General features: G+C 42.1%; 17 protein-coding genes. 12 read left to right on the top strand and 5 right to left on the bottom strand.

Features of this window, described 5'->3' with window-relative positions; genetic code table 11:
• Positions 1-4 precede the first annotated feature (4 nt).
• From fabG to mltG, 5 genes are all read left to right on the top strand, one after another.
• A complete protein-coding gene (gene fabG, locus N473_RS09705) occupies positions 5-751 on the top strand; it encodes a 3-oxoacyl-ACP reductase FabG (RefSeq protein ID WP_063367734.1) in 747 nt (248 codons plus the stop codon).
• 208 nt (positions 752-959) lie between these two features.
• The gene (gene acpP, locus N473_RS09700) at positions 960-1,196 is read left to right on the top strand and encodes an acyl carrier protein (RefSeq protein ID WP_010374019.1); all 237 of its coding nucleotides are present in this window, start codon (positions 960-962) and stop codon (positions 1,194-1,196) included.
• Positions 1,197-1,277: 81 nt separating this feature from the next.
• Positions 1,278-2,516: a beta-ketoacyl-ACP synthase II gene (gene fabF, locus N473_RS09695; protein WP_063367733.1), complete on the top strand. Its 1,239-nt coding sequence runs from the start codon at positions 1,278-1,280 to the stop codon at positions 2,514-2,516.
• A gap of 58 nt (positions 2,517-2,574) precedes the next feature.
• Complete coding sequence (gene pabC, locus N473_RS09690; RefSeq protein WP_063367732.1) at positions 2,575-3,339, top strand: aminodeoxychorismate lyase; 765 nt, start codon at positions 2,575-2,577, stop codon at positions 3,337-3,339.
• On the top strand, positions 3,336-4,316 hold the full coding sequence (mltG, locus tag N473_RS09685; protein WP_063367731.1) for an endolytic transglycosylase MltG: 981 nt from the start codon (positions 3,336-3,338) through the stop codon (positions 4,314-4,316). The genes pabC and mltG overlap by 4 nt, the downstream gene beginning before the upstream one ends.
• Before the next feature lie 79 nt (positions 4,317-4,395).
• On the opposite strand, the gene N473_RS09680 is transcribed toward mltG, so the two are convergent.
• Positions 4,396-5,949 carry a polysaccharide deacetylase family protein gene (locus tag N473_RS09680; RefSeq protein WP_063367730.1) on the bottom strand — a complete coding sequence of 518 codons (1,554 nt, stop codon included), beginning with the start codon at positions 5,947-5,949 and terminating at the stop codon, positions 4,396-4,398.
• A gap of 490 nt (positions 5,950-6,439) precedes the next feature.
• Here N473_RS09680 and N473_RS09675 point away from each other — a divergent pair, with 490 nt between their 5' ends.
• Positions 6,440-8,311: a DUF885 domain-containing protein gene (locus N473_RS09675; protein ID WP_063367743.1), complete on the top strand. Its 1,872-nt coding sequence runs from the start codon at positions 6,440-6,442 to the stop codon at positions 8,309-8,311.
• Positions 8,312-8,440: 129 nt separating this feature from the next.
• Here N473_RS09675 and N473_RS09670 read toward each other — a convergent pair whose 3' ends face one another.
• Positions 8,441-10,033, bottom strand: a complete 1,593-nt coding sequence (locus N473_RS09670) for an ABC-F family ATPase (RefSeq protein WP_063367729.1) — start codon at positions 10,031-10,033, stop codon at positions 8,441-8,443.
• Between the two features lie 376 nt (positions 10,034-10,409).
• On the opposite strand from N473_RS09670, the gene N473_RS09665 reads away from it, so the two are divergent.
• From N473_RS09665 to N473_RS09655, 3 genes are all read left to right on the top strand, one after another.
• Positions 10,410-12,251 (top strand): methyl-accepting chemotaxis protein, encoded by a 1,842-nt coding sequence (locus N473_RS09665; RefSeq protein ID WP_196766386.1) that lies wholly within the window; start codon positions 10,410-10,412, stop codon positions 12,249-12,251.
• Positions 12,252-12,260: 9 nt separating this feature from the next.
• Complete coding sequence (locus N473_RS09660) at positions 12,261-12,620, top strand: hypothetical protein (RefSeq protein ID WP_063367727.1); 360 nt, start codon at positions 12,261-12,263, stop codon at positions 12,618-12,620.
• 343 nt (positions 12,621-12,963) lie between these two features.
• Positions 12,964-13,728: a class II glutamine amidotransferase gene (locus tag N473_RS09655; RefSeq protein ID WP_063367726.1), complete on the top strand. Its 765-nt coding sequence runs from the start codon at positions 12,964-12,966 to the stop codon at positions 13,726-13,728.
• Between the two features lie 27 nt (positions 13,729-13,755).
• Here the strand turns inward: N473_RS09655 and N473_RS09650 are convergent, their stop codons facing one another.
• Genes N473_RS09650 through purM form a run of 3 tightly spaced genes read right to left on the bottom strand, consistent with a single transcriptional unit; the run spans position 13,756 to position 16,161 of the window.
• A complete protein-coding gene (locus N473_RS09650) occupies positions 13,756-14,517 on the bottom strand; it encodes a DUF3108 domain-containing protein (RefSeq protein WP_196766385.1) in 762 nt (253 codons plus the stop codon).
• Positions 14,465-15,109, bottom strand: a complete 645-nt coding sequence (gene purN / locus N473_RS09645; RefSeq protein WP_063362210.1) for a phosphoribosylglycinamide formyltransferase — start codon at positions 15,107-15,109, stop codon at positions 14,465-14,467. Before purN ends, N473_RS09650 begins: the two co-directional genes overlap by 53 nt.
• Positions 15,109-16,161: a phosphoribosylformylglycinamidine cyclo-ligase gene (gene purM / locus N473_RS09640; RefSeq protein WP_039607848.1), complete on the bottom strand. Its 1,053-nt coding sequence runs from the start codon at positions 16,159-16,161 to the stop codon at positions 15,109-15,111. The genes purN and purM overlap by 1 nt, the downstream gene beginning before the upstream one ends.
• 362 nt (positions 16,162-16,523) lie before the next feature.
• Between purM and N473_RS09635 the strand changes: the two genes are divergently transcribed.
• The 3 genes from N473_RS09635 to N473_RS09625 all read left to right on the top strand — a co-directional run bounded on the left by N473_RS09635 (position 16,524) and on the right by N473_RS09625 (position 19,413).
• On the top strand, positions 16,524-16,766 hold the full coding sequence (locus N473_RS09635; RefSeq protein ID WP_063367725.1) for a YdcH family protein: 243 nt from the start codon (positions 16,524-16,526) through the stop codon (positions 16,764-16,766).
• A gap of 116 nt (positions 16,767-16,882) precedes the next feature.
• Positions 16,883-18,457 (top strand): putative bifunctional diguanylate cyclase/phosphodiesterase, encoded by a 1,575-nt coding sequence (locus N473_RS09630; RefSeq protein WP_231099551.1) that lies wholly within the window; start codon positions 16,883-16,885, stop codon positions 18,455-18,457.
• Positions 18,458-18,870: 413 nt separating this feature from the next.
• Complete coding sequence (locus tag N473_RS09625) at positions 18,871-19,413, top strand: ABC transporter substrate-binding protein (protein WP_196766387.1); 543 nt, start codon at positions 18,871-18,873, stop codon at positions 19,411-19,413.
• Positions 19,414-19,420 lie beyond the last annotated feature (7 nt).

Genomic DNA, 19,420 nt, shown 5'->3' with positions numbered 1-19,420 from the left:
AAAAATGTCAAATATATTTGATCTTAAAGATAAAATTGTATTAGTAACCGGTGCAAGCCGTGGTATTGGTAAGTCTGTAGCGCAGACTTTGGTAGCACAGGGTGCAACTGTACTTGGTACAGCAACAAGTGATTCAGGTGCTGAAAGAATCAGTGAGTACTTAGGCGAAAATGGCAAAGGCTATAAGCTAAATGTCACTGATGTGGAGTCTATCGACGCTGTATTAAAGCAGATTAAAGCAGACTTTGGCGATATCGATGTGTTGGTTAACAACGCTGGTATTACACGTGACAATCTTCTTATGCGTATGAAAGATGACGAGTGGACTGATATTATTGACACAAACTTAAGTGCCATTTATCGTTTATCTAAAGCAGTGCTTCGTCCTATGATGAAGAAAAAATCAGGTCGTATTATTAATATTGGCTCAGTGGTTGGCACGATGGGTAATGCTGGTCAAGCAAACTATGCTGCTGCGAAAGCGGGCGTTATTGGTTTTTCTAAGTCACTTGCTCGTGAAGTGGCTTCTCGTGGTATTACGGTAAACGTCATTGCACCAGGTTTTATTAAAACAGATATGACGGATGAGCTAACAGAAGATCAAAAAGCGGCAACATTAGCAAACGTACCTGCAGGCCGTTTAGGTCAGCCAGAAGAAATTGCAGCTGCAGTTGCCTATCTTGCTTCTGATGCGGCAGCATATATTTCTGGTGAGACATTACACGTAAACGGTGCGATGTATATGGTATAAAGATTACAAAATAATTTAAATTTTTGTGATCTTGCCGCAAACTAGCTTGAAATTGCCCTGAAAATAGGCGATAAAGAGTAAAAAAATTTAGTAACAGGTTTGACCAGACAAAAAAGTCATAGTCAATCCTTGAATCAATACATGATGCGCCGTAAACTACGCCGCAATCTGAAATTAACGCAAAAGCGTTTTAATAAAGGAAAGAAGAATGAGCGACATCCAAGAACGCGTAAAAAAAATCATCGTTGAGCAACTAGGTGTTAAAGAGGAAGAAGTAAAATCTGAAGCTTCTTTCGTAGACGACCTAGGTGCAGACTCTCTTGACACTGTAGAGCTTGTAATGGCTCTTGAAGAAGAGTTCGACACTGAGATCCCTGATGAAGAAGCTGAGAAAATCACTACTGTTCAGGCAGCGATCGACTACGTTACTGCTCACGCTGAGTAATTAACGGATCTGAAGGGCAGCACTCGCTGCCCTCATTCATTCTACCCCCGCAAAATTTCAAATCCCTTTTTGGAGGAAACCGTGGCTAAACGTCGAGTCGTAGTAACTGGCTTAGGTATGTTGACGCCGCTAGGTAATGATGTTCAGTCAACCTGGCAAGGCCTATTAGAAGGTCGTAGTGGCATTTCAAACATTACGCATTTTGATACATCGAGTTTTGGAACTAAGTTTGCTGGCTTAGTTAACGACTTTGATGCAACAGAATACATGTCCAAAAAAGACACAAAAAAAATGGACTTGTTTATTCAGTATGGCATCGCAGCTGGTGTCCAGGCATTAAAGGATTCAGGTTTAGAAATCACTGAACAGAACGCTGCACGAGTTGGTGTTGCGGTCGGTTCAGGGATTGGTGGATTAACTCTTATTGAAGAGAATCACCACAAATTGATCGCCAGCGGTCCTCGTAAGCTATCGCCTTTCTATGTGCCTTCTACAATCATCAATATGATTTCAGGGCATTTGTCTATTATGCATGGCTTGAGAGGTCCAAACATTTCAATCGTTACAGCGTGTACGACAGGCCTTCATAATATTGGTCATGCTGCTCGTATGATTGCGTATGGCGATGCGGATGCGATGGTAGCTGGTGGTGCAGAAAAAGCATCTACACCGATTGGTATGGGCGGTTTCAGTGCAGCGCGTGCTTTATCAACGCGTAACGACGACCCAACGGCGGCATCTCGCCCTTGGGATAAAGATCGTGATGGTTTCGTATTAGCAGATGGTGCTGGTGTGATCGTGCTTGAAGAGTATGAACATGCGAAAGCGCGTGGCGCTAAAATCTATGCTGAACTCGTTGGTTTTGGTATGAGCGGCGATGCCTATCACATGACCTCGCCACCAGAAGATGGCTCAGGTGCTGCACTTGCTATGGAAAACGCACTGAACGACGCTGGTGTGAATGCTGAGCAAATTGGTTATATTAATGCGCATGGTACGTCGACACCGGCTGGTGATATTGCTGAAACATCTGCAGTTAAGTCTATTTTCGGCAATGCAGCACAAGACGTTATGGTAAGCTCATCTAAGTCAATGATGGGTCACTTACTGGGTGCTGCAGGTTCAGTTGAATCAATCATTAGTATCTTGTCATTGGTAGACCAGAAAGTGTCACCAACGATTAACTTAGACAATCCTGACGAAGGCTGTGATTTAGATTATGTGCCACACACTGCTAGAGATGCGAAGTTAGACTATGCATTGTGTAATTCATTCGGCTTTGGTGGTACCAACGGCTCATTGCTATTTAAAAAGATTTAAGTCTATTTAAAGATTGATTAAGCCTGGCATAGCCAGGCTTTTTTGTTTGAGGGGTTATATGGAAATTAGTCATCGCGACCGCGGTTTAAATTATGGGGATGGGTTTTTTACCACTATCCAGGTTAAACATGCCCAGCTACAACTATGGCAGTATCATCTTGAACGATTGAGGCAATGTCAGCAGGTATTGCGTTTTCCGCCGCTTGAAGAGGCAGAACTGTTTGACGCGTGTCAAAAAGCTGCACAAGGCTGCCAGTTAGGTGTTTTGAAGCTTTTAATTACCAGAGGTGAAGGTGGCAGAGGCTATGGTTTACCTGATCGGTCAGAGCCTTCTATCATAATTACTATGAGTGATTTCCCCCTGCATTATCAGCATTGGCAATCACAGGGTGTATCTTTGTCTGTCAGTGGCGTGAAATTGGGCCACCAGCCTTTGTTTGCCGGTTTAAAAACGCTTAATCGTTTGGAGCAAGTGTTAATTAAAGAAGACGCTAGTCGCCGTAGTGGTGATGATGTTCTCGTACTCGATTTGAATGACAATGTTATAGAATGCTCAGCAAGCAATATCATTGCTTTTAAAGATCAACAATTAGTGACGCCAAGTTTAGCGCTTTGTGGGATTAAAGGTGTGTATTTGAGCCTGTTATCAGATCACCATAATATTTCAGCGCAGGCGCTTACTCTGGCAGATTTGCAGGACGCGGATGCGGTATTTATGTGTAATAGTTTGATGGGACTAGTACCAGTAAAATCAATAGACAAAAAAACATTTAACCTGCAAACTGCACTTGAGTTGAAGGCTAGAATAGAAAATTCTTTATGATCAGAGTGTTATTTTTGGGCGTTGTCATTATTTTTGTGGCTATATGCTATGGTACGTATCACTTTTTTGAGCCTATACGAAATGAAACGCTTCAGTTACCCCAAAAATATATAGAGATCCCACAGGGAGAAACGTTTACGCGTTTATGCGCAAAATGGCAGTCACAGCAGGCATTGACAAGTTGTTTGCCTTATAAATTATACAGTAAATTATACCCACAAAAGTTTACGTTAAAAGCGGGTGTATATAACGTGAACGGATTACCAGTGCTATCCGCGATTGAAAAATTAAATAACGGCGATATAGCCGATTTTACTTTTACGATCATTGAAGGTGATACTTATAACACAGTACTTGAAAACCTCAGAAGCAGTGCCTTTTTAGTATTTGATATTGCCGATGGAGATGGTTCCAACTTTACACAGTATGATAATAATCATCCAGAAGGGTGGTTGTACCCTGACACGTACCATTACGAAGGCGGTACGCGGGCGTCAGCACTGATTGCTCGCTCACATCAAAAAATGAAGCGAGTCCTCGCAGAAACATGGGCCAAGCGTGACGACAATATGGCTTTGAAAAACGAATATGAAGCGCTTATATTAGCGTCGATCATTGAAAAGGAGTCAGGTGAAGCGGCTGAGCGAGATATCATTTCCTCGGTATTTCATAATCGCTTAAATAAGGGCATGAGACTGCAAACTGATCCAACCGTTATTTATGGGCTAGGTGCGCGTTTTAAAGGAGATATTACTCGCGCGCACTTGAGAGAGTTTACACCTTATAATACTTATCGAATTGATAGGTTCCCTCCCACACCTATAGCCATGCCATCACATGATGCGCTATTAGCAGCAGTGCAACCAGCGCAAACGGATTATTTTTATTTTGTATCTAAAGGCAATGGCGCTCATCACTTTTCTAAATCTTTACAAGAACATAACCGAGCGGTTCGAAAATATATACTTAATCAATAGTACTCATTGCTGTATATACAGATAAAAGAGGCTAATTGAGATAGACTGCACGATGGTGCAGTCTATTATATTTGAAGGGTTACTGCTTACTAAATTCAACAGTCAATGTTTGGTTGGCTGTTAAGTTACTAAATGTATACTGCTCGACTGAGCCTAAATTGACGCCATTGAGCGTTACACTTTTGACTTGTGCACCGGGAGCTGCGTTGAAGAAGAATGTTTGTGCTTTATCTGGTGCAATCAAGGTATCTCCATAAATATCACCGACCGGCGTTACAGAGCCTAGGTGGCTTACTTTTGTCGCCTGATCTCTGGTGATTAATTTCCACGGGTCATAATCAGGGCTTTGTGAACCTGGCATTGAATCCGCGTACCACTTGGCCTCGTAATATTTACCGTCGTGGTAAACTTGATCGCCTCTTTGATAGATATTGCCTTGGATATAAACAGGGCTTGCACCAATGCTTTTTACCGTAACAACTTTGCCATCAGTAAGCGGAGTAGGATTACGCATCCACTCAATAATGTCTTTAAATGGCACAATACGCACAACAGGCTGACCATTCACTTTGATGCTTAGCGCATATTGGATGAACTCTTCAATGGCTTGTTGACGTTCCAAATAGGTTGTTGCGCGGCCACCTTGATCGTACGCTGGCGCATAGATGTGTGCATGCGCCCCATACAGCAGTGGAGAACGGTTTCCTTCAAGCCTTAAATGTAAGTTGTGTTTAAGCATCTCAAGTACAGCATTTTTGCTCATATTAGTGCTTACCCACATATTGGTATCAAAGCCGACCATTTTGCCGCCTTCTGGCTTTTCAAATACATTAGCCGGAAGTTGCCACAGTCCCGGGTAGCTGCCTACATCTGGTTTACCAACGCGCTTGGTTGGCGTCCCATTATTTAAAGTATAAGGCCACGCATTATTGGTACCGTTAAATTGGCTGTTCCAACCTTCTTCAATACTGGTGTCGTAAACAAAGTTGCCTTTGACTAGAGCTGAAAATAATGCGTTGTTATGATTCAGGTAAGGCGTTCTAAAGCCAATGATTTCACTGGCTGGCACACCAGGACCTGCTGCGTTATTGGCACCATTGGTTACTTCAGTTGGGTCATAAGGTTTGCTCAACCATGTTTGGGTGATACTGAGCTCTTTTGTCCACTCTTGTTCGCTGAAGTTACCCGTATCCGGCCCTCCATCTCTGTGACTAAAAGTATGATTGCCTACTTCATGACCGTCTACATAAGCATCACGCCAAGCATGCTTAATCCCGACTTCATCGCCTGCTTCTTTGACTATATATGATGGAGTATGAAAGAACGTAAATCTCACAGGAGCACCATCAAATGTAGCCGGGTTATTAGTCCCCTGATCATTGTGAAGGTGACGAGTATAATTATTGATCCAGTCCATCCCTTCTTTTGAGCCATTATCGTCAAATCCAATTGAAACAAATAGGGGGACTTGTACCGGCCTCAAATTAGCGGGTGGCATTTGGCTCCATGGCTGATTGTCTGAATAGTCGTACTGACTTGTTGGCGTTAAGCTTGTTTCGGAAGTATGAGTATGAGCTACTGCTGATAAGCTGATAAGTACGCCTAATGATAGCGCTGATATTTTAAACTTCATGGTAGTTCCTTACTTAAAGTTTGTATATTGGCATGCACTAATTGTACATAAAATGGCGTTAATAACAGTGGGTATTGCTTCGTCAATGCACATGACCTTGCGCTATCTCAAAAGGCCTTTTTAAATTTAAAAAAGCATTTAAAACATTGATTTAAATTTATATGGCGTTTTAATTTTTATGCTGAATAAGCTTTTCATTACCATCTAATTGTTCATTATTTTTAAATATTCGAAAATGCGGGTTTACAGCTCAAAATGAGGAATGCGCAATGATTTATCTGTGCTTTGAATATGTGTGATTCTATTGATTCAGGATAACTAGAAAGCTACTCGTTTAATGTTGATGAACTTATAGGTACGTTGATTAACGTTCGTGATGATTTGAGTGGGTGACATGTAACTTCAACTTATGTAGATTACGTTGCAGAATACTTTGAGAAAGTTTGCTTTTGCGTTAAAGAATAAAATGACAACACTCTGGGGAGTTAAAATGAGAAAGGTAAGTATGCTGGCTGCGTGTGTGCTGTTAGCGATCACGGGATGTGCAAAAGACAGTGCGCTATATAAGAAGAGTAATTCTATTGCTGAAACTCAAGAGGCTGTGAGCCGAGCAGATGTTGACGTTGTTGTTGAACAGTACACAAAAGCATTTATTAATCACCAACCAGCGATGGCAACTTCTTTGAAACTTGACAGTACAGAGTATGGTGAATATTCAACCCGCTTACCTGATTACTCTGTTGATGGTATGCAGGCAATGCAAATAGATATGGCCCATGCTGCTGAGCAACTTAATCAATTGCAGACGGCAGGGTTGAATAATAAAGATCTTTTGCATGTTCAAGTTAATGAGGTGATTGCACGTTATTATGCTGGAGATAGTGTTTTTTCTGCTGGCTATATCGATACTTGGGGTGGGCATTTACCCTATATTGTGAACCAGATCTCCGGCCCTTTGATGGATGTACCTGGCATACTACAAAACCAACATGAGGTTAACAATGAATCACAGGCAAAAGCGTACATATCGCGATTGGCCGCATTCGCAACTATGGTGGACCAAGTTAATGAAAAAGTGCTCAGTGATGCAAAACGAGGTGTGATTTTACCTAAACCGCTTTTTCCAAATACACTCTCTTATTTGACGGGATACACAAAACCGAAAGCAGATGAGCATGTGTTGGTGACTTCATTTACACAAAAGTTGAATGATGTACAGAGCATGGATCCTGCTACCCGTGAAGAGTTGGCTCGAGCTGCAGTAAAGGTTATTGAACAGCGAGTATACCCGGCATTTGAGCGTGTCACGGTAACGATGCAGGGGCTGGAACAGCAAGCATCGGATAATGTCGGTATTTGGTCACAGCCCAATGGTGAAGGCTTTTATCAACATGCTATTACTTACTTAGCTGATTCGGATATGACTGCACAGCAGATCCATGATATTGGCCTAGCAGAGGTGACACGTATCACCAAAAGAATGGACGAGATCCTCAAAGCGAATGGCTATACAAAAGGTTCTGTGAGTGACAGAATGAAAAAGCTCAATGAAGAACCGAGGTTTTTATTTGCAGACAGTGATGAAGGACGACAAGCTTTATTAGACTTTCTCGAAGGTGAAATAAAAACCATCAATGATAAGGCGCCTCAATACTTTTCGACCTTACCGCCACAGAAAGTCGAAGTGAAACGTATCCCTGTTGAAGTGGAAGCTGGTGCACCAGGAGGTTACTATTATGGTCCTTCGCTTGATGGAAGTCGCCCAGGTGTGTTTGCGATTAATTTGAAAGATATGAAAGCAGTCCCAAGTTTTGGCTTGAAGACACTTACGTATCATGAGGCTGTACCGGGTCATCATTTTCAAATCGCATTGAATATGCTGCAAACAGATATTGGTTTAATGAGGCAAAACGCTTCATTTAATGGTTATATAGAGGGTTGGGCCCTTTATTCTGAGCTACTTGCATATGAAATGGGCATGTATGATGGAGACCCATTCGGTGATTTAGGCAGGTTACAGGCAGAAGCGTATCGTGCAGCGCGGCTTGTTGTTGATACTGGCTTGCATTATAAGAAGTGGTCGCGTCAACAGGCCATAGAGTATTTTGCCGAGGCAACAGGGTCAGCAATGAGTGATGTGGTCCCTGCCATCGATCGTTATATTGCGTGGCCAGGTCAGGCTTTAGGGTATAAGCTTGGCATGTTGAAATTTGAAGCTTTGAGAAAAGAGGCGCAGCAAGCTTTAGGTGATAAGTTTGATATGACCTCTTTTCATGATGAAATTTTGCTCAAAGGTGCACGCCCTTTAGCATTGGTTGAGCAAGACATTGCTCGATGGGTGGAAAAACATCAAGCCATGTAATATTTATGAATGAAAAAAAGAGGCATTAGCCTCTTTTTTTTGTGTATATCACTCGTTCATACAATAAACGGTTACTGTTTTAGCGTAGTGCCATGAGATCAGCGCGACAAAGATGTCGCGCATAAAGGGTTAGTCTTCAATACCTCGGAACTTTAAGAATTCAGTATATGTGCCCTTAAAGTCAGTCACCTTGTTGTCTTTGATTTCAAGGATACGCGTTGCCAAAGAGTCAACGAATACACGGTCATGAGAGACGAAGAACAGCGTACCTTTATACTGCTCTAGTGCGGTGTTCAATGACTCAATGGATTCCATATCCATGTGGTTAGTTGGCTCATCCATTAGAAGAATATTTGGTTTATGCATCATAAGCTTACCAAGCAACATTCGGCCTTGCTCACCACCTGATAAAACTTTGACAGATTTCTTGATGCTGTCTTGAGAGAACAGCATACGGCCTAAGAAACTGCGTAGTACTTGCTCATCATCGCCTTCTTGACGCCATTGGCCCATCCACTCCATCAGATCCATGTCTTTTTCGAAGTCTTCAGCATGATCTTGAGCATAGTAACCAATATTGCTATTTTCAGACCACTTAAAGGCTCCATCGCGAGGCTGTAATTGACCTGCCAATGTATTTAGTAATGTTGTTTTACCAACACCGTTTTCACCAATGATGGCGACTCTTTCACCCACTTCAAAAATACCACTAAAGCCATTGAATAAATCTTCTTCAAATCCTTGAGATAGGTTTTCAATCTCAAGTGCATTTCTAAATAGTTCTTTAGATTGTTCAAAACGAATAAATGGGTTTTGACGACTTGATGCCTTTACTTGCTCTAGCTGAATTTTATCAATTTGCTTGGCACGAGATGTTGCTTGTTTGGCTTTTGAAGCATTTGCAGAGAATCGTGCAACGAAAGTTTGTAATTCAGCAATTTGTGCTTTCTTCTTCGCGTTATCTGCCAGTAAGCGCTCTCTTGCTTGTGAGGCTGCGGTCATGTATTCGTCGTAATTACCTGGGTAAAGACGTAGTTCACCGTAGTCTAGGTCAGCCATATGTGTACAGACACTGTTTAAGAAGTGTCTGTCGTGCGAGATGATGATCATGGTGCAGTTACGCTCGTTTAAAGTATGCTCGAGCCAGCGGATCGTGTCGATGTCCAAGTTGTTGGTTGGTTCGTCTAGCAACATGATATGCGGGTCTGCGAATAGGACTTGTGCAAGTAGCACTCGAAGCTTCCAACCAGGGGCGACTTCGCTCATCAAACCAAAGTGCTGTTCAGTCGGGATACCCACAGCCAGGAGCAGTTCGCCAGCTTTAGACTCTGCCATATAGCCGTCCATTTCCGCGAATTTAACTTCAAGATCGGCAACAATCATCCCTTCTTCTTCACTCATTTCAGGCAGAGAGTAAATTCTGTCACGTTCTTGTTTTACTTCCCAAAGCTCTTTGTAACCCATGATAACAGTGTCGATCACTGTGTATTCTTCATAGGCAAATTGGTCCTGATTAAGCTTGGCTACTCGCTCTTGTGGGTCGTAACTGACATTACCACCAGTAGGCTCTAACTCGCCGCTAAGAATTTTCATGAAGGTTGATTTACCACAGCCATTTGCACCGATCAGGCCGTAGCGATTACCTTCGCCAAATTTGACGGAGATATTTTCAAAAAGCGGCTTAGAGCCAAATTGTTGTGTGATATTCGCTGTAGAAATCAAAATCTCATACCTTAAAAAGTTTAAATCGGCGCCACGTTACCCGCTGAAGGCTACAACTGCAAGTGCTGAACCATATAAATGTGTGATTTCGTCAATTCGATGTGGTGAAAACTATGGCATTGTTCAGATTCGTTCAATTTTAGTGTCAAACTCGCCAATATGCAGATTGTTGACTATAAGTTTAATTACGTAGACATAAAATGACCATTACAATATGCAATTAACCGTTTCGGCTCGTGTAATGAGTGGGTTTACGGCAGTTGTAGTTTTAGCTTGCATTATTTACATAGTAGCGCTGACAGGGAACATAACTATCGGTGGATCTGTTCAGAAGGTTTCCAAACAAAGCGTACCTACGCTGATCTCTGGCAATAATATGTTGCAGTCTATTTTGTTATCCAGACTGTCTCTTACACAACTCGATCAAGCAACGTCGCTTGGTGCAGTAAATGCGATTCGTACTGAGTATGATACGCAAAGAAAAAGAAATGAAAGTGCGCTGAGTCAGTTATCTGAGCTGACCAAATCAGAACTTACATTAAGCACACCATTTGATAATTCAAGAAAGCTAAACGCACTCTTTTTTCAACGGGCAGATCAAGCATTTGGTAGTGCAATCAATGCAATTAAGTTAAAAGAGAAAACGTCAGAATTAGCCAGCGAGTTTGCAGACATGGGTGACGAAACACTGAGCCTAGCTTACGACTTGGATGGCATATCCGACGACCAAAGCGTATCAGATACGGTAAATGCACTCATAGAAAATGTTGAAGCGCTTGTTGACGAAGTGAATGCTGGGTTGGCCTCGAGTATCACGTTTGAAATCATGAATGTAACCAGTGTCGCCAAAGAGTCGATAGCGGAAATGGAAGGCCAGTTAGTAACATTGAAGCAATCACCTGATATAGCCAATAGCCAGTCGCTGGCTGATATGGAGAGCAACTTCACCCTGTTCAAAGAAGCAATTGTGGGCTCAGATAACGCACTTAAATCAAGGATAGAGACGTTAAATGAGAAAAAACGCTTAAAAACTTTAATAGAAGAAGCCTCTATTACGGCGAACAAACTACAAACACAGCTGAAAGAGCTCAATACGCGTATTGTTGGGTCAACTGAAGAGGCGCAGCAAGCGGCTGAAAATGCGATTGCAGAAAGCCAACAAGTCACCACTGCACTGACAGTGGTCACGATAGTATTGTCTGTGATGATTGCATATTTTGTGATTAACAGTGTGCGTAAGCCCTTACACTCAATTATTGATTCAATAAACCAAGCTGCACAAGGTGATTTAACGGTGCAACTTATTGGCTTTAAACAAGACGAGTTTGGGCAACTTGCTACAAATATTCAAAAGCTGATCACCACGCTTGCGTCAACCCTCAGAGATGTTACCAGCAACACTCAATTACTGGCATCGACTGCCGAGCAGACCAACATCATAGCGGAGCAAAGTTGCAGTAGTGCAACGCAGCAGAGTGAGCAAATGAGCGCAATGAGCAGCTCTATCTCTGAGATGAAGGAGACAGTGAGCTCCGTTACCGACAGCATACATCGCACTTTGGAGCAAGTGCAGCAAGCAAGTTCTGAGGCAGCGTCAGGGGAAAGCCTGCTAGTAACGAATGTACAAAATATTAAAGGGCTAGAGTCATCTATTGAGACCTCAGCTAATGCCATTAATCAACTCAGTAATGAGCTTGAAAATATCAATACTGTCCTTGCGGTGATCAGAAGCATTGCAGAGCAAACTAACTTATTAGCATTAAATGCGGCCATAGAGGCAGCTAGGGCGGGAGAGCAGGGGCGTGGTTTTGCTGTTGTAGCAGATGAAGTAAGAACACTGGCGAGCCGCTCACAGGATGCCACCGAAGAAATCGAGAAAGCGATTGCTGGCTTACAAGATGGTGCCAAGGGCGCTGTGGATACCATGTCGAACTCACAGCGTGAAACGCATACGTGTGTGAGCGGTATCGAGGCTGTTCAAGGCACGTTAGGTTCGATAGTAACCAGTGTCGAGACAATCAAAGATATGAGCCAACAGATAGCTGCTGCGTCTGAGCAGCAGAGCTTGGCTGCTGTGAGCCAATTTGAAAACGTGCAGCATATGCATGACATCACCAATCTCAGCTCAAATCACGCACAAGAAAATAAGCAGGCGAGTCAGCAACTGGCAGAAATGGCAGAAACACTCAGGCTGATGATGAGCCAATTTAAAACTTAGGAGATGAAAATGAAATTACTTTTAGCAATAGGGGCTGTATCACTGGTTTTAAGTGCCATGCCAGTGGAGGTAAAGGCCGGAACATGTGAAATAAAGTACCTCAGAACCGCGTGTCCTGGGAAAGAGAAGATCAGTTATAAAAAATGTAAGGGCAAACAGCGCTGCTCTAAATTTAAAGAAGCCGCCACAGCAGCAGAGTGTGGAGAAATGGCTGTTAAATCATGCCGCAATAAGCGCTTAACCATTACCGAGTCTAAAGTGATAACCGCATTATTTGATGGGCAGCAAATTAAAGCGAGTAATGGCAGTGAAGACTTTTGTACGGTATATGAAAAAGCGTCTGAAGAATTCAACAAGTGCGGTGGGTAATATACTTTATCGCTTGAACCATTTCTTTTAGGCATATAGCTAAGCTACATGCCTGAACTTTTTCTTTATGAAATAGGTGTTGTTTTCAACCTTGATAGCTAGTGGAATTTCAATACTAAGGTGCTTTTTAATCCTGCGTATGGGGTCTGCTCTTCTCTGACCAAGGTATTGCTAATTAAGCGTTGCTTCGGATTGTCTCAAAGTAAAAAATTAGCCATAATCACCTCAGTTTGATTTTTTATTTAAGAGCAACCAATTAGTTGATTTAGCGGCTAGAGTAGGTGTTACAGCCAAACATGTTGTTAGAAGTTAGCTCATAAATAGTGTTAGATAAGGCCAGAAAATGTGTGAGCTATTAGGCATGTCAGCGAACGTGCCGACAGATATTTGTTTTAGTTTTTCCGGGCTATTAGAGCGCGGGGGGAATACAGGCCCTCATAAAGACGGGTGGGGGATCACCTTCTATGAAGGTAAAGGGTGCAGGACATTTAAAGATCCAGAGCCGAGTTGCCAGTCCGAAATTGCCAAGCTAGTTAAAGCGTATCCTATTAAGAGTGTGTCGGTGATAAGTCATATCAGGCAGGGAAACCGAGGCCGGACGTGCTTGGAAAATACACACCCTTTCACCCGAGAGTTATGGGGCAGAGAGATCTCTTATGCGCATAATGGTCAGTTGTCGAATTATAAAGACCTGAAGCCTGAATATTATAAACCGGTAGGCAATACGGACAGTGAACTGGCGTTTTGTTGGATCCTAGATAAGATCCGAGAAAAGTACCCTAAAAAGCCATCAAATATGGCAACGGTGTTTCGTTATGCGGCGAAATTAGCCGATCAGCTTAGAGAAAAAGGCGTATTTAATATGCTGTTGACTGACGGCGTGTTTGTACTGGCATATTGCAGTAATAATTTGCATTGGATAACGCGCAGAGCACCGTTTGGCAAAGCGACCTTGATTGATGCTGATATGGTGGTGGACTTTCAAAAAGAAACGACACCTAATGACATCGTTTCTGTGATAGCGACTCGTCCATTGACCAACGATGAGCAATGGACCAAGATGGAGCCGGGTGAATCGGTGCTATTTAAGCTCGGAGAAAAGATGTAAAACAGGTGCTTATGCACCTGTTTTTATTTATTTTTTGACTGTTTGGGCAGTCATTTGAATTTGAAACTGCTCAACACCATCTTTGCCTTTGAGCATTTGCACCAGCATGTAATCATATTCTGGTGCAAACCAAGCAAGTGCATGGCGTTTATTATTATCGTACAGGCGTTTGACTTTGACCGTTTTGACATTACCAATTGGCAAGGTTATGGTTTCTTCCCCAACGACTTTAAAATTGTACATGCGTACATTTCCATTTTTGTCGATGATGGGATAACTAAATTGTGTTTTACCTTGTTTAAGCTCGGTTCTCAGTTGGTTTTGGTAAGAAAGTACATCTTGTCGGGATTCATCCCAATCTACTTTTAACGGGTATTCTTGGGCTTTGGAAAATAACTGTTTGTTTTCTCTATCGAACTTAATCTTAAAGCTTTTATCTGGTCTTGTGCCTTCTCGGTTTAAGATATAGTGCAGTGGTTTTGTTTGCCCATCTTCAAATTTAAACAGGCTTTGTTCAGTGCGTTTTTCTGTGAAGATCATCCACTTCACATCAGTCTCATAGCTCAGTGCGTAAGTATTCTCTGCAACTTGTAGAAACTCTCTGGTTGCGGTGCCATGAATTTTCCCTTTTCTAAGTACATTGTACTCGGCTGTATATTCGGTGAGCGTAGAAGCATGAAGGGAAGAAGAGAAAACAGCGCTTAAGCCAAAGAGCAAAGCGCTGTGGATTTTAATTTTAGCTGTAATCGACGCCTTGCGTTGGAAGGGGTTGTTTATCAAAAACTGCATAGTCTGCTTCCATTGTTAGTCTGTGTTCACTGAACCACTTGACCACCAAAGGATAAATGACATGTTCTTGTTCATGCACCCGCTTCGCTAGTGTCTCTGCTGTGTCCTCTGGCAAAATAGCAACTTTTGCTTGGACAATCACAGGACCACCGTCTAGTTCTTCTGTTACGAAGTGAACACTAGCGCCATGGTACGCATCATTTGCGTCAATTGCTCTTTGGTGGGTGTTCAGCCCTTGATACTTAGGCAACAAAGATGGATGAATGTTCAACATTTTCCCTTTAAATTTTTGCACTAAGTCAGGAGTTAGAATACGCATAAATCCAGCCAATACAACTAAATCTGGATTACAAGAGTCAATTAATTTTGCTAGTTGCTCGTCATAAGCCTCTCGACTATCAAAGTCTTTGTGACTTAAAACATGTGTATTGATCCCTGCTTGCTCAGCTCGAACAAGACCAAAAGCGTCCGCTTTATTGCTGATGACATTGACGATTTCGCCATTGATATCACCAGATTGGCAATGGTCAATAATTGCTTGTAAATTAGAGCCACTGCCAGAGATCAAAACAACGATCCGAGAGGGTGCCATTACTGGGCACCGCCTACGATTTCAACCTGCTCTTCACCTTCCACTGCATCTTGGATTTCACCAATGTGCCAAGCGTTTTCGCCTTGAGCGGTTAAAATTTCTAAGCTTTGCGTTAGCTTATCAGCTGGAACAACTAAGATCATACCTACACCACAGTTGAATGTACGGTACATTTCATGTGTGCTGATGTTGCCATTTTCTTGAAGCCAGTTGAAAATTGCAGGCCACTCCCAGCTATCACCTTTTACAACCGCTTTTGCTGATTCAGGAAGTACGCGAGGGATATTTTCCCAGAAACCACCACCAGTGATATGTGATAGTGCATGTACATCAACATCTTTTAGTAATTCAAGAATAGGCTTAACGTAAATGCGAGTAGGCTCAAGTAAATGTTCGCCTAGGGGTTTACCCGCATATTCTTCATTAGTATCCGCGCCAGAGACTTCTAACACTTTGCGAATTAATGAGTAGCCGTTGGAATGAGGTCCGCTTGAAGCAAGTGCGATAAGCTGATCGCCTGCTTTTACTTTAGTACCGTCGATAATTTTCGACTTTTCAACAACACCAGTACAAAAGCCTGCCATGTCGTAATCATCGCCTTCGTACATGCCTGGCATTTCAGCTGTCTCACCACCGATAAGTGCACAGCCAGAAAGTTCACAGCCTTTACCAATACCGCTTACTACATCCGCTGCTGTATCAACGTCTAGTTTGCCAGTAGCATAATAGTCTAGGAAGAAAAGCGGCTCTGCGCCTTGTACGATTAGGTCGTTTACACACATAGCGACAAGATCGATACCTACCGTGTCGTGTTTTTTCAGGTCAATGGCTAAACGAAGTTTAGTGCCCACACCGTCAGTACCAGCAACCAAGACAGGCTCTTTGTAACCTGTTGGAAGTTCACATAGTGCGCCAAAACCACCGATACCGCCCATCACTTCTGGACGACGTGTTTTTTTCACTACGCCTTTAATGCGCTCTACTAATGCGTTACCCGCATCAATATCAACGCCTGCGTCTTTGTAGCTCAGAGACTGTTTTTGTTCGCTCACAGGTTTTCCTCAAAATAACAGTATAGATTTGCTTAGAAACGCGCGTATTTTACAACAATTGCGCCCAAGCGGCTAGTTAAAATAAACGCTCAGGGCAACCTTGTTTGAAACTGGGGTTTAGAGAAAGCGAAAAATAGTTCTTAGCGATTATGTTTCAGGGCATTAAGTGGTATTTAACTTGCGGTAGATCAAGGCTGAAGCCGTATTTGAGCTTAGTATTTGTGATGTGGCATAGGGCGATAATCAGCGAATGGATCATCAGACTAAGGTGTGGTTAGACCAAAATAGCGCGTGATTCCAAAATCAATGAAGAGGGATTGTCAGCAGCTTTCTCTTTTACGTTTAGGCAATAGGGGTCGATTATGTGTATAGAGCGTTGTAGTTTAGTGAAAGAGCTACCCGAGTTTAAGTCCAAAATAGATGAGTTGATATTGACAGATGAGGAGTTTGCTCAGCTTTCAGAGGATTATCACGCACTTGAGCAACAAATAACGGCATGCGAAAAAAGTAATGGGCCAATGTGTGAAGCAAAACTAAAAGAGCTAAAGATCCGATGTTTTACGCTCAAAGATCGGCTGTATATGCGTCTAAAGCATGGGGCATGAATATGTATCTAAATTGGATTGGCATGCCAAGCAGAGTGAAAATAATAAACTATAATAAAGGCAAGTTTCGTTAACAGGCTGCGCTTTTGGAAACTTTGAGTCTTTGCTTAATTTTGATGGGGTTAATTTTTTTACTGCTATCAATCAAGCCTGCTGTAGAGATATGTGGCATAGCGCAATCGAAAGGCTGGTGGTTGCTCCTTTCGTTGATATGCATATTTACCTTTGGATACGCAAGTTTTGCTGCATATGTTTATTTAAGTGTTGATAGCTCACAAGTCGTGATGGCTTTTTCTCTCATCCTAGCCTTGGGCGGTTTATTTGTCATCGTTGTTGTGGACTTGGGGAAAACCAGTCTGGTCAGATTACAGGCTGCTCTGGATTTGGAGAAATATAATGCGCAGCATGATCATCTAACTAAATTACAAAATCGTCCACAGTGTTTTGCTTCTATTGAACAAAGAAAACAGCAAAAAGCAGACTTTGCCGTTGTTATATTTGATCTTAATAACTTGAAACAAATCAACGATGCAATGGGGCACTTTTTTGGTGATCAGCTTTTGGTTGCTTTTTCGGGTGCGATATCCAACAGTTTGCTACCGGGCAGTGAGCTGTTTCGTATTGGGGGAGATGAGTTTGCTGTGGTCAGTGAAGCCCGTAATGAATCAGCATTGTTCGCACAAAATAATGCCATTTTGAGTGCGCTACACAATGGGTTAGTGGTAGAACAAACAGCGGTTGATGTCATATATAGCTCCGGCGCTATCCTCAGCAAACCCAGTGAAGATATTTCTGCGCCTGAGCTGCTTAAGCGTGCCGATATTGCAATGTATGCAGCCAAAAGAAGTAAACAGAGTTTAGTGCTTTTTGATAAAACCTTACATCAAGGGGTTGTATCTGAATTTCACATGCTGAATGACTTTAAAGGCGCTTTGGCACGAGGCGATTTAATGGTGTTTTATCAGCCAATAGTGGATGCGCAGAGTTCTATGATCCATGGGGTAGAGGCGTTGGTCAGATGGCCGTCAGACGATGGCAGTTATATCATGCCAGAACGTTTCATTCCCATTGCAGAAAAAAACAACATGATAAAGTACTTAAGTGCCTACGTTATTAATACTGTTTTCAGTGATTTAGAGATGCTATTGAAACTCAATAGTAAATTGACGGTACACATCAATTTATCTTGCCAAGATTTATTGGGTAAAAACCTTATCAATGTATTAAATAGTCAAATTAGCAGTAAAAAAGTAGACCCAAGTCGCATCATATTTGAGCTCACTGAAAGTATGGTAATGACGGATGTCGAACAAACTAAAACGTTGATAGAGCAACTAATCGAAATGGGATTTTCTGTTAGCATAGATGATTTTGGCACTGGCTTTTCGTCTTTTTCTATACTGAAAGAGCTACCTATATCGCAAATCAAAATAGACAAATCCTTTGTCACTCAGTGCCTTTTGGAAGACAAAGACCGTGCAATTATAGAAACAACCCTGTTTCTTGCTAAGCGACTTGGCTGTTCGGTCGTGGCTGAAGGGGTTGAAAATGACGAGACCACACACTATCTAGCACAGCAAGGCTGCAAATATATTCAGGGTTATAACATCAGTGAACCGCTTGCACTTGGTGAGATAAAGCGCTGGATATCAAGCAATGGCTTAGTGCACACCGCGTTAAGGAAGTATTAAGGTTTAATCTCCTATAATGTCAGGCTTTTTCACTTTGAGTTGTCACTAAAATACAGGCAATTAACGTGTTTTATTAGTCGCGGTATAAATTTATTTTGTGAACTAAATCAATCCACTACTACGTAATAACATTGAGTTTTGGTATTTATTACCACAACGATGAATGTGATTTACCAGCGGTGCGGTCCATTCTGTTTGGGAGAATGTATCATTCTGTAAAATCCCATACAATTTTTGACAACTTTTGCGATCATTAAACCGTAATATATGCCTTAGTTTACTCAGGTCTATACACCTGTTTTGTTATCGTTAAATCCGCCTTCGCATTTGAGCCGTGTGAGGCGTAAATATTTTTTGAGGAATTAAAATTGAAAAAAGTCATCAGCTTTTTATTTTTACTTGTTTGCTCAACGATGGCTATGGCCAATGAGACTCCATATCAACTCATCAATCAAGTGGGTGAAGGGCTCTTTGCGGACATAAAAAAAGTCAATGCAGGAGGCAAAGCAACATCCAAGGAAATGCGAAGTATTGTTAAAGTACGATTAATGCCACATATTGATACGCGTTTTGTATCGAGAAAGTTACTTGGAAAACATATTAAAGGACTTAAACGCCAAGAAGCGATTAAGTTCATTGATGCTGTAACTCATTATCTAGAAGTAACTTATGCAAGTGCATTAATGCAGTATAAAGGGCAAGAAGTGGTGTTTGAGAAAGCGCCAGCTCCCACAGACAGTAAGTACGCTACGGTCAAGGCAGTGATTAAAGAAACTTCAGGTCCAGATATTGACTTACATTTTAAGTTTCGCAAAGGAAAAGACGGTAGTTGGAAAGTCTATGACCTTGTCGCTGAGGGAATATCTTTACTTAGCGCGAAACAAAAAGAGATTGTTTCGCGCATTTCTCAAGTAGGCCTTGCACAGGTTACTGAAGAGCTTAATAAAAAAGCTTAACCTATTT

Origin of the sequence: Pseudoalteromonas luteoviolacea CPMOR-1, assembly GCF_001625685.1 — a bacterium.
Classification (GTDB): Bacteria; Pseudomonadota; Gammaproteobacteria; order Enterobacterales; family Alteromonadaceae; genus Pseudoalteromonas; species Pseudoalteromonas luteoviolacea_K.
This window is presented reverse-complemented; position numbering and strand designations above follow the sequence as displayed.